The organism is Candidatus Andeanibacterium sp. (assembly GCF_057143545.1).
Window position 1 is genome coordinate 1 of the sequence record NZ_DBNHSF010000108.1, and the last position, 10,904, is coordinate 10,904.

Annotated in this window: 6 protein-coding genes and 1 pseudogene; 1 reads left to right on the forward strand and 6 read right to left on the reverse strand. The window is 64.0% G+C overall.

All coding sequences use genetic code 11. The features are described from left to right. Window positions 1-152: 152 nt before the first annotated feature. Window positions 153-1,418 carry an ABC transporter permease gene (locus AC16XC_RS06935; RefSeq protein WP_484033920.1) on the reverse strand — a complete coding sequence of 422 codons (1,266 nt, stop codon included), beginning with the start codon at window positions 1,416-1,418 and terminating at the stop codon, window positions 153-155. Continuing rightward, window positions 1,415-2,407, reverse strand: coding sequence for an ABC transporter ATP-binding protein (locus AC16XC_RS06940; RefSeq protein WP_484033921.1), 993 nt, complete (start codon window positions 2,405-2,407; stop codon window positions 1,415-1,417). The genes AC16XC_RS06935 and AC16XC_RS06940 overlap by 4 nt, the downstream gene beginning before the upstream one ends. A 44-nt stretch (window positions 2,408-2,451) precedes the next feature. Between AC16XC_RS06940 and queG the strand changes: the two genes are divergently transcribed. Then, entirely contained in the window at window positions 2,452-3,525 is a 1,074-nt protein-coding gene (gene queG, locus AC16XC_RS06945; protein WP_484033922.1) for a tRNA epoxyqueuosine(34) reductase QueG, read from the forward strand. On the opposite strand, the gene AC16XC_RS06950 is transcribed toward queG, so the two are convergent. The 4 genes and pseudogenes from AC16XC_RS06950 to AC16XC_RS06965 all read right to left on the reverse strand — a co-directional run. Further along, window positions 3,509-4,741 carry an NAD(P)/FAD-dependent oxidoreductase gene (locus AC16XC_RS06950; protein ID WP_484033923.1) on the reverse strand — a complete coding sequence of 411 codons (1,233 nt, stop codon included), beginning with the start codon at window positions 4,739-4,741 and terminating at the stop codon, window positions 3,509-3,511. The two genes, queG and AC16XC_RS06950, sit on opposite strands and share 17 nt — an antisense overlap. A gap of 2 nt (window positions 4,742-4,743) precedes the next feature. Next, the gene (locus AC16XC_RS06955; RefSeq protein ID WP_484033924.1) at window positions 4,744-9,435 is read right to left on the reverse strand and encodes an NAD-glutamate dehydrogenase; all 4,692 of its coding nucleotides are present in this window, start codon (window positions 9,433-9,435) and stop codon (window positions 4,744-4,746) included. A gap of 148 nt (window positions 9,436-9,583) precedes the next feature. Next, a complete protein-coding gene (locus AC16XC_RS06960) occupies window positions 9,584-10,567 on the reverse strand; it encodes an LLM class flavin-dependent oxidoreductase (protein WP_484033925.1) in 984 nt (327 codons plus the stop codon). Beyond that, window positions 10,564-10,904, reverse strand: a pseudogene (locus AC16XC_RS06965) (tetratricopeptide repeat protein); the annotation flags it as partial. The gene AC16XC_RS06960 and the pseudogene AC16XC_RS06965, both read right to left, overlap by 4 nt.

Consider the following 10,904-nt stretch of genomic DNA (forward strand, 5'->3'; position numbering starts at 1 on the left):
CCCTTGGCCGCGGTGGCGTTCTGGCTGACGATTGCGAACCCGAAGGTCAGCGCCGCACCCGCTCCCAGCCAGCCCAGGATTCTCCGCCTCTCGGGATTGAAGTCGTACATATGCGGCTCCTCTTACATCACCTCGTGTAAGGGAAGCAAAACTTACCCATCCTGAACGGCCGGCCTGCCCCTGATGATCGCCGCAAGGCTGCGGCGCCTCTTCTTCAGCGCTTGCGGCCCCGATTTCATCACCCGCTTGCGGAACAAGGCCGCGCCGGCCTTGATGAACAGCGCGACCCACAGGACCTGCCAGGCCAGGGCGAGCAAGTGCGGCCAAAGCGTGGTCTGGGTCGCGGCCCGGGCGAACATCGCATAAGGCGAACTGAGCGGGAAGGCGATTGCGGCAAGCTCGATCGGCCCGCCGCTGTCGGTCAGCGCGAAACTGGCGAAGAAGAACACCATCAATTGGGCCATGGTGGCTGGCATCGAAAGCGTTTGAACTTCGCGGACCGTCGCGGCCATCGAGCCGACCGAGAGAAAGATCGAGCCGAGCAGCAAATAGCCCATCGCGAAATAGATCACTCCGAACAGGAAGAAGAGCGGCCAGCCGACGCCGGGTGTCGGCAGGCGGTCGATCATGCCGCCGATGGTGCCCTCGGTTCCGGCCAGCAGGACGATCCCACCACCGACCATTCCCCATACCGTGACGCCCACGATGGACACCGCCAGCATGGCAAACAGCTTGCCGAGGAACACCGCATCCATCGGGATCGCTGCCGCGAGGACCTCGATGATCTTGTTGCCCTTTTCCTCGACCAGGTTGGAAAGCACCATCCCGGCGAGCAACATGATCAGCAGGAACAGCAATGTCTGGCCCGCCTGTGCGGTAAACATCTGGCCGCGCTTCTGGGTAGCCCCGCTGCTGGCCACGGCGACGGTCTCGACTTCGGGATACGGCTCGACGCTGGTTGAACTCGCCCGGGCGGCCACCAGCGCAACCGAACCCCTCCAATTGTCCAGCTGGCCGCCGGGGGCCGTCAGCACCGGATTGGCGATCGAACCGGTGACTACCGCGGAGATATTGCCCTTCTTCGACGACAGGAATTCGACGGCATCGAAGTGCTGTCCAGGCTCCACCTCCTGCAGCACGACCATCTCCGGGATCGTCAGGCCGGGATCCTCGCTCAGCTCGTCGCGAGCCCGCTGCATGGCCTGCGCGTCTGCGGCGCTCATGGCCAGACCGATTTCGGGCGGTGCGGTGCTGCTTTGCACTTGCGCCCCGATCCCGCCTGCCATCAGTCCGACAAACAGCGGGAAGAGCGGTCCCAGTAGGAAGAAGATGAACGCGCGGCTGAACAGGATCGCCACGAAATCGCGCCGGGCGACCACATAGGCCGCCTGCCAGATGGTGAGGCGCTGCGCGCTCACTTGCGGTCCTCCTCCGGGGATTCCTCGAGCGCCTTGGCGGCCGCTTCGCCCGCGATCGCGACGAAGGCGTCATGCAACCCGGCCCGCTCGATCGAAAGCGAAAGGATGCCCGCTTCGCCTTCGATCAGCGCCCGCAGCAGCGGCTCGATCCCGTTCTCGGGTAGCGAAAAATAGAAGAAGTCCCCTTCGCGGCGGGCGTCGGCGGGGAGCGCATCGCGCCACGCACCCTCGCGGCTGCGGGTTTCGAGCCTGACCTGCGGCGGGATCCGGTCGCGTGCGACATCGACCGCACCTTCGAACGGCACCTTGCCGCCCGCAATGATCGCGATCCGCTCGCACAGGCGCTCGGCATGGGCGATGACATGGGTCGAGAAGATCACCGTGGTCCCGTTGTCCGCCAGGCCCCGGATCATCCGTTCGAGCTTGCCCTGGTTGATTGCGTCGAGTCCTGAAAACGGCTCGTCGAACACCACCAGTCTCGGACGGTGAACCAGCGTGCCGAGCAATTGCACGGTCTGGGCCATGCCCTTGGACAGCTGGCGGATCTGCCGGTCGGCAGCATAGCCCAGTCCGTAATCCTCGAGCAGCTCGCGCCCGCGCCTGCGCCCTTCGTCCAACGGCACGCCGCGCAGGGCGCCCATGAAGGCAATCGCCTCGATGGCTTTCATCGCGGGATAAAGGCCCCGCTCTTCGGGCAGGTAACCGATCAGCCGTGCAACATCGTGCGGGCGGTCATGCCCCAGCACGCGGCGGATACCCTTGTCGGGATCGATGATGCCCAGCAGCATGCGCAGCGTCGTCGTCTTGCCGGCACCGTTGGGCCCAAGAATGCCGTAAATCGAACCCTCGGGAACGGAGATGTCGACCCCGTCGACCGCGACGGTTCCGTCGAACCGCTTGACCAGCCCCCTGGCCTCGATTGCCAGCGGCCGCCCGTCGCCCCTTGCATGGTTGTCGATTGCGGGGCGATCCCCTAGCTCGATATTCATGAGGATGAGTTAACCCTCGCAAGTGCAAGGGAGCAACACCGAACTTGGTTAATTCCGCTGCCCTCGCAAGGTTGAGGCAAGGCTTGGCCGAAGAGGCGAGGAAGTTCGGCTTTGCCGCGATCGGTTTCGCGCCCGCCACGGACGATCCCGAAAGCGCGCGAAGGCTCGGTGAATGGCTCGCGGCCGGCAATCACGGCGAGATGGCGTGGATGGAAACGCGCGCCGAGCAGCGCAAGGGCCCGCAAAGCCTGTGGCCCGAGGCGCAGAGCGTGATCGCGTTGGGCATGTCCTATGCGCCCGAGGTCGATCCGCTGGCGCTCGAAGGCGATCCCGAAAAGGCGCGGATATCGGTCTATGCTCAGGGCCGGGACTATCACGACGTGATGAAGCAGGCGCTCAAGGCGCTGGCCCGCTGGCTGGTGGCGCAGGCTGCAAGGGAAGGTCTGGCAGCCGAGGTCAAGGTGTTCGTCGACACCGCCCCGGTGATGGAAAAGCCGCTGGCCGAAGCCGCCGGGATCGGCTGGCAGGGCAAGCACACGAACCTGGTCAGCCGCACCCATGGCAATTGGCTGTTCCTGGGCGAGATCTACACCACCTTGCCGTTCGAACCCGGCGAGCCGCATCAAGACCGCTGCGGAAGCTGCACTGCCTGCCAGGTCGCGTGCCCGACAGACGCTTTCCCGGTGCCCTACCGGCTCGATGCACGGCGCTGCATTTCCTACCTCACGATCGAGCACAAGGGGCCGATACCCGAGGAATTCCGCAAGCCGATGGGCAACCGCATCTATGGCTGCGACGATTGCCTCGCGGTGTGTCCGTGGAACAAGTTTGCCGAAGTCGCGGCGCGCCACGCCCGGCTGGCCCCGCGCGAGGACCTGGTCGAACCGGACCTGTCCGAATTGCTGGCGCTCGACGATGCGGCGTTTCGCTCGAAATTCTCGGGCTCGCCGATCAAGCGGACGGGGCGCGACCGCTTCGTCAGGAACTGCCTGATCGCGGCGGGAAACAGCGGGAACCGGGCGTTGTTGCCGCAGGTCGTGGAGCTATGCTCCGATCCCGATCCCGTGGTCGCGGAAGCGGCGCGCTGGGCTCTGGACGAGCTCAGAGCAAATCCTTGAGCGGGATGTCGGCGTTGGCCAGTTCGTCCCTCGTCACTTCGGTCTGATACTCGATCAGCTTGCGGCCCTGGACAAAGTCGCGGGTCGCATTGACGCAATCGAGCGCGATGACCTTGCCGCCGCGCAGATAGACGACGCTGAAGCTGCGGCTCGCCGGGTCGCCGCGCAGCACTGTGTCGTCATGGCCCTGGTTCAGCCCGACGGTCTGCAGGCGCAAATCGTACTGGTTCGACCAGAACCACGGCATCGCCTCGTAGGGCTGCTTGTCGCCGCAGATCGCCTTGGCCGCCGTGGTCGCCATGTCGGTGGCATTCTGGACCGATTCCACCCGCACGACTTCGCCTGCCGCAAACGGGCTGGCGTGTGCCGCGCAGTCGCCCACTGCGTAGATGTCGTCGAGCGTGGTCCGGCAATAGGGATCGACATTGACGCCATTCCCCCCGGAAGCTCCCGCCAGCACCAGCGGCCCAACCGAAGGCACGATCCCGATTCCGACCACGACCATGTCGGCCGGGATTGTTGCTCCATCCTCCAGCGCGACTGCGCCAACCCGTCCGTCGGCGCCTTCGATCCGTTCGACCCTGGTGTTGCAGCGGATATCCACCCCGTGGACGCGATGTTCGGCGGCATAGAATTCGGCGAGTTCTGCTCCCGCCACCCTTGAGAGCAGGCGCGGTTCGAGTTCGAGCACGGTCACCTGGCAATCGAGCTTGCGCAAAACTGCCGCCGCTTCCAGCCCGATATAGCCGCCGCCGATCACCACAATCTTGCGCGCGCCTGCCTTGAGTTCGGCCATGATTGCGTCGCTGTCCTGCTTGGCACGGATTGTATGGATGCCGCCCAGCTCCGCGCCCGGACACGAAAGCCTGCGGGCTTCGCCGCCGCCGGCCCAGATCAGCTTGTGGTAGCCCAGCACCTCGTCGCCGGCCTTCAGCGAATGACCGAGCGGATCGATTTCCGAAACAAAGGCACCCATCTTCAGCTCGATGTTCCGCTCGTGCCAGAATTGCCGCGGGCGGATCAGGATCCGTTCAAAAGGCTTCTCGCCGGCAAGATAGTCTTTCGACAGGGGCGGGCGCTCGTAAGGCGGTTCGCTGTCCTTGCCCAGCAGAAGGATCGAGCCCTCGAATCCGTTCTGGCGCAGCGCGATCGCCGCTTGCGCGCCGCCATGGCCGGTGCCGACAATGATGACGTCGTAGATTGACACCGGATCCATGCCTACCTCGCCAGCAGGTTGCGTGCCTGGCTGGCAATCTGGGCCAGAACGGTCGGCTCGACCGGAGCGGAATCCTGCGCGCGCGCGATCATTGCCCGAAATTGCCCAATCGCAGTCGAGTGCCTCTCGGCCCAGCCTTCTACGGCCTTGATCGGATTGGCCTTGGCGCCCCCTGCAACCGCCAGCCTTCGCAAGAGGTCGAAACGCATTTGCTGGAAGTCGCGCGCGAGGCCGGCAACCAGCAATCGTTCCCACGGATCGGACGGATTCATCGTGGCCGCGCAGCCCTGCGCCCAGTCGAGGCCGAGCCGCTCGCCGAGATTGGTGAAGGCAGCAGTGATGCTATTCACCGGGATTCTTGTATCGACCGCGAGCCTTGCAAGCCCGACCGAACCATCCATGTCGAACAGATGCGCGGCCATTTCCGCCTCTTTTGCCGGCACGCCTGCCTTCCTGAATTCGTCCTTCAGGCGCGCCGAATGGGTTCGCGCTTCCTTGGCAAGCAATTCCTCCTTGCAGGTCGCAAGCTCTTCGATGACGGGCGAAAGTTCCGATATCAGCTTCGATGGCGGGATGTTCCCGGCGCCGGCGCGCAGGAGATCGGCCATGTGGTTCCTCAGCGCCAGGGCGGTTCGGGCGAACAGCATGAGCCTGGCATTCTCGGCCATCGGCGAGGTCTCGAACCGAGACCAGACGGCCTCCATTCCGAACAGCTTGCCAGCGCAGACAAAGGCTGCGGCGACATGGTCGAGCGATGCCCCTTCCTCTTCCGCAATTTCGAACGGATGGATCATCCCCATGCGGTTAATGATCCGGTTGGCGAGTTTGGTTGCCACCAATTGGTTGCGGAGACGGTGTGAGAGGATTTCGCTGCGAAACCTTTCGCGCATCGGCTGCGGGAACGCTTCCAGCAGCATCGGAACCAGCGATACGTCCTCGTCCAGCGAGCTTTGTTCGATCGCGTTCTGCAGCATGAGCTTGGTGCTTGACAAAAGGACGGCGAGCTCGGGGCGGGTCAGGCCGTGTTCGTCGGCCACCCGCCTTGCCAGCACCTCGTCCTCGGCCAGCCCCTCGGTTTCGCGATCGAGTTCGCCCAGGCTTTCGAGCTCGTCGATCAGCCTCATATAGGAAGGAATTGCCTCGGACCCGCCCTCCTCTGCAATCGACAAGGCGAGCGCCTGGAGGCGATTGTCCTCGAGCACGATCGAAGCGACTTCGTCCGTCATTTCGACAAGCAGCGCATCGCGGCGTTTTTCGGTCAACTTGCCGGCGCGCTTGGCAGCGGCGAAAGCGATCTTGATATTCACCTCGTTGTCCGAACAATCGACGCCGGCCGAATTGTCGATGAAATCGGTATTGATGCGGCCGCCCGAGAGGGCATATTCGATCCGCCCGGCTTGGGTACAGCCAAGATTGGCCCCTTCGCCGATCACCTTGGCGCGGATCTCCCTGCCATTGACGCGCAAGGCATCGTTGGCAGGATCGCCCACGGCGACGTTGTTTTCCGCGGCGCTCTTCACATAGGTCCCGATGCCGCCGAACCACAACAGGTCGGCCGGGGCCTTGAGCAGGGCGGCGATGAGCTTGTCGGGTTCGAGTTCCGCGGCCTCGGTGCCGAGCGCCTTCCGCGCCGCATTCGAGAGCGGAATACGTTTCAGGCTGCGCGGAAACACCCCGCCCCCACGCGAAATAAGCGACTTGTCGTAATCATCCCAGCTCGAGCGCAGCAAATCGAACAGGCGCTTGCGCTCTTTCCAGCTCGCACCCGGATCGGGGTCGGGATCGATGAAAATATGCCGGTGATCGAATGCACCAATCAGCTTTATCGCCTTCGATAACAGCATCCCGTTTCCGAACACGTCGCCCGACATGTCGCCACAGCCAATCACCCGCACCGGATCCTTCTGGACGTCGACTCCCAGTTCGAGGAAATGACGCTGGACCGATAGCCATGCCCCGCGGGCGGTGATGCCCATCGCCTTGTGATCGTAACCGTGCGATCCGCCGCTGGCGAAGGCATCGTCGAGCCAGAAGTCGCGGGACTCGGCGATATTATTCGCGACGTCCGAAAAGCGCGCCGTTCCCTTGTCGGCAGCGACCACGAAATAGGGGTCTTCGCCGTCGCGAATGACGATGCCCGGCGGGTGGACGACCTTGTCGTCGACGATATTGTCGGTGATCGAAAGCAGGCTGCGGATGAAGATCTCGTAACTTGCCTGCCCTTCGGCGGCCCAGCCATCGCGGTCGTAACGGGGGTCGGGCAATCGCTTCGGCAGGAAGCCGCCTTTTGCGCCGGTCGGGACGATCACCGCGTTCTTGACCCGCTGGGCCTTCATCAGCCCGAGGATTTCGGTCCGGTAATCGTCGCGCCGGTCCGACCAGCGGATGCCACCTCGGGCAACCGGCCCGGCCCGCAGGTGGATGCCCTCGATCCGGCGCGAATAGACGAAGATTTCGCGCCAGGGAATGGGGCGGGGAAGCGCCGGCACAAGCGACGAATCGATCTTGTAGGCGAGCGCTTCATCCGGACCGGCCGCATATTGATTGGTTCGCAGCACTGCGCCCAACACCGCATGGTAGCGCCGCAGGATCCGGTCGTTGCCGATCGATTCGACCTTGGCGAGACCGTCCCTGATCTGCTGTTCGGCCGCCTCCTCGGCCTTTTTCCGATTGCCCTTGAAGGCCGGATCGTGCCGCGCGCCGAACAGCGCAATCAGTCCGTTGGTCACGTCGACTGCCTCGTCGAGCGCATCGACCACGGGATAGATCGTGACGTTGAAGCCGGTCTGGCGAAGATAGCGGTAAACGGCCCGCAGGAGGTTGGCGCAGCGCGCGGACAAGGCCGCGCCGACCGTCAAGCGGTTGAAAACATCGTCTTCCGCATGGTTGTTCAGCACCGCGCACAGCGCTTCCTCGATTTCGCCCTGACGCTCAAGAACAGTTGCGGCATCGCCTCCGCGAGGCAATTCGAGCATGAAATCGTGGATTGTCGCCAAGGCGCCATTTTGGAGCGGCGTGGGTATTTCCGCGAGCACCCTGAAGCCGAAATTCTCCAGTGCCGGAACTGCGTCGGATAGCGGCATGCTGCCGCCGGGCTGGTAAATCTTGAGCCTGAGCCGGCCGTTCTCGTCGCTCGGCAGGCGATAGAGCCGGGCATCGCGGCCGGGATCGCCATGCTGGGATTGCGCCTGGAGGTGGCGCAGCCGGAGGATATCCAGAGCGGCTTCCCCGGGGCCATAGTCGACCCGATAATTGACCGGGAAGCTCTCGGCGTAAAGCGCGGCAAGGGCGGCTGCCCGGCTGGTCGCTCCGGTCTTTTCGATTTCGCTCTCGACTGCTTCGGACCAGCCGCGCAGCATCGCCTGAAGCTGTTCGTCGAGCGCGTTCTCGTCGACCGAGCGATGACCGCCCCTGATGTCCACTACCGAACGGATCAGCGCGAGGTTGCCGCCCTCGACCTGGACGCCCCAATCGAGCACCTCGCCGCCCGATGCGTGTTCGATCATCTCCTGAATGCGCAGGCGCGTATCGGTCGAGAGCATGTCGCGCGGCAGCCAGACGAAGGCGAACAGATGCCGCTCGAGCCCCGCCGCCACCAGCACCAGCCGCGGACGCGGGCGCTGCACCAGCACCATCATCGTCGTCACCACTTTTTCGAAGTCGACATCCGAGAAGGTGATCAACAAGTCGCGCGGCAGCGCGGCAACGACATGGGACAGAGCGTTGCCGTCATGGCTGTTCTTCGTGAAACCGAGCCTGTCGGCCATGCGGGCAATCTGGGTCCGCAGACGCGGGACATTGGCAGGCGCTTCATGCAACGATGCGCTGGTCCAGATCCCGGCATGGACCGACAACGCAGCGACTTTCCCATTCTCGATAATGGGGACCATGAACAGGTCGAGCGGCACCCGGCGATGAACCTTCGAAATCCGGTTCGCCTTGACTATCAAGGGCGCACGGGCAACTCCCTCGGACCCGCGCGTGTCGAACCATTCGAATGCCCGCTGGTAGGTCTCGTCCGAAAGCAGGGTTCGGGCGCTCGTCCGGCAGATCCCCAATCGGCCGCGCTGGCGGCCATCGCGCTGGCGGGTCACATGCCCGAGTTGGGTCAGCATTCCGTTTGCGAGCCAGCGCAACAATAGCGCGCCCTCCTCGCCTTGGGTGCGCTCGGCATCGGCTTCCATCAGTTCTTGCATTTTTGGCCAGTCGGAAACCGCCGCTCGAACATCGGCCAGGGCTTCTTCCAATGCCCGGGACAGCCGGTTGCGCTCCTTGGCGTCGATTCGCTGGGTTTCGATGTAGATGTAGCTTTCCCTGCAATCTCCCTTGCCGATATCGACCAGTCTGCCGGTCTTGCCGCGGGTTACCGAAACGACCGGGTGGACCAGGCAGTCGATTGCGAGACCTTGCGCGGCAATAGTCGCGGCGACCGAGTCTACCAGGAAGGGCATGTCGTCATTGACGATCGCGATCCCGAGATAGCGATGTCCGTTGCTTCCGCTGTGGAGTACGATCGCGGGCTCGCCATGCGCCTTGCGCCTTGCGGCATGAAGCAGACGATTCGAAGCTTCCAATAGCCGCTCGGGCCGCAATTTCGGCTCACCGGGTAGCAGGCTAGCGCCGATCCGGCGGGCGAGCTTGTTCGCAAGCGGGCTGTTGTTCGCAATCGGTTTGTGGCCCTTGGCCGACGCCATCTGGCTGCTCCCTTCGGGCACCGATAGCCGGACCCTGAAATTTTATTACTCATTCGAGTATCATTCAGTCGCACATTAGACCGGATGAAACCGTGCTTCAAGGCGCAGCCGTGAGGGCTTCGGCTGTCTGCCCCGCGACGGCTTCGTCCTAGCCCGCCAGGGCCTCCATCGTGATCTGGAGCGAACGGCAACGGGCCTCGTTGGCATAGGTCGCTCCCGAAACGATGATTTCGTCGGCCTGCGTCAAACTGGCAAAGGCCTCGATCTTTTCACGAATTGTTGCCGGACCGCCGATCGCCCGAGCGATTTCGAGCCGCGAAATGATCGGCTGGAGCTCGGGCGGGAGGTTCTCGCGAAAGCCTTCCTTCGGGGGCGGCAGCTTGCCGGGGTCACCCGTCCTGAGGCGCACGAAGGCCTGGTCCTGCGACGAAGCGAGGAACGCGGCTTCCTCGTCGGTTTCGCCGGCAATCACGCTCATCGCTACCATGACATGCGGCCTTTCCATTGAAGTCGACGGCCGAAAATCGCGACGATAGATCGCCAGCGCCTCGTCGAGATGGTCGGGAGCGAAATGGCTCGCAAAAGCATAAGGCATCCCGAGCCGGGCGGCGAGCTGGGCGCCGAACAGGCTCGATCCCAGCATCCACATTTCGACATTGGCCCCAAGGCCCGGCGTCGCAGTAATCGGGAGCGCGACATCTCCGGTCAGCAGAGCGCGCAATTCGACCACGTCCTGCGGGAAATATTCTGCCGCCTGGCCGAGATTCTTGCGCAAGGCCTGGCCAAGGATCTGCGCCGCACCGGGCGCGCGCCCCAATCCGAGGTCGACCCGGCCGGGGAACATGGCGTCGAGTGTGCCGAATTGCTCCGCGATCACGAAGGGATTGTGATTGGGCAGCATGATCCCGCCGGCCCCGATCCGGATCGTGCTGGTTGCATGCCCGATATGCGAAATAACCACTGAAGTTGCGCCCCCGGCGACGCCTTCGGTCAGGTGATGCTCGGCGATCCAGAAGCGCTTGTAACCGGCCGCTTCCGCGGCCCTTGCATAGTTCGCGGCATGCGCCATCGCCTCGCGGACGCCTTCGCCTTCGCGGACCGGTACAAGGTCGAGGACGGAAAGCGGGATCATCCTTGGTCGCCTTCCAACTGCGCGATATAGTCGCGCGCGGTTTGCGCTTCGGGCGCGTCGGGCGCAATCTCGACTACCGAGCGCCAGCTCTTGAGCGCTGCCTCGTCGCGATCCGACAGCACCGCAATCAGCCCCGCTTCAAGGCCGATGGCCGGGTTCAGCGGATCGAGGCCGGCTGCGGTTACAATCTGGGCCTGCGCTCGGTCGAGCTGCCCAAGCCTGCGCGACAGCGTGGCCGACAGCAGCCACCCCTCGGCGTTTTGCGGCGAATCCCGCCGGGCAAGGCCGAGCGCGGTTTCCGCTTCGGCCAGTTCGCCGAGCGCAACCAAGGCGCGCG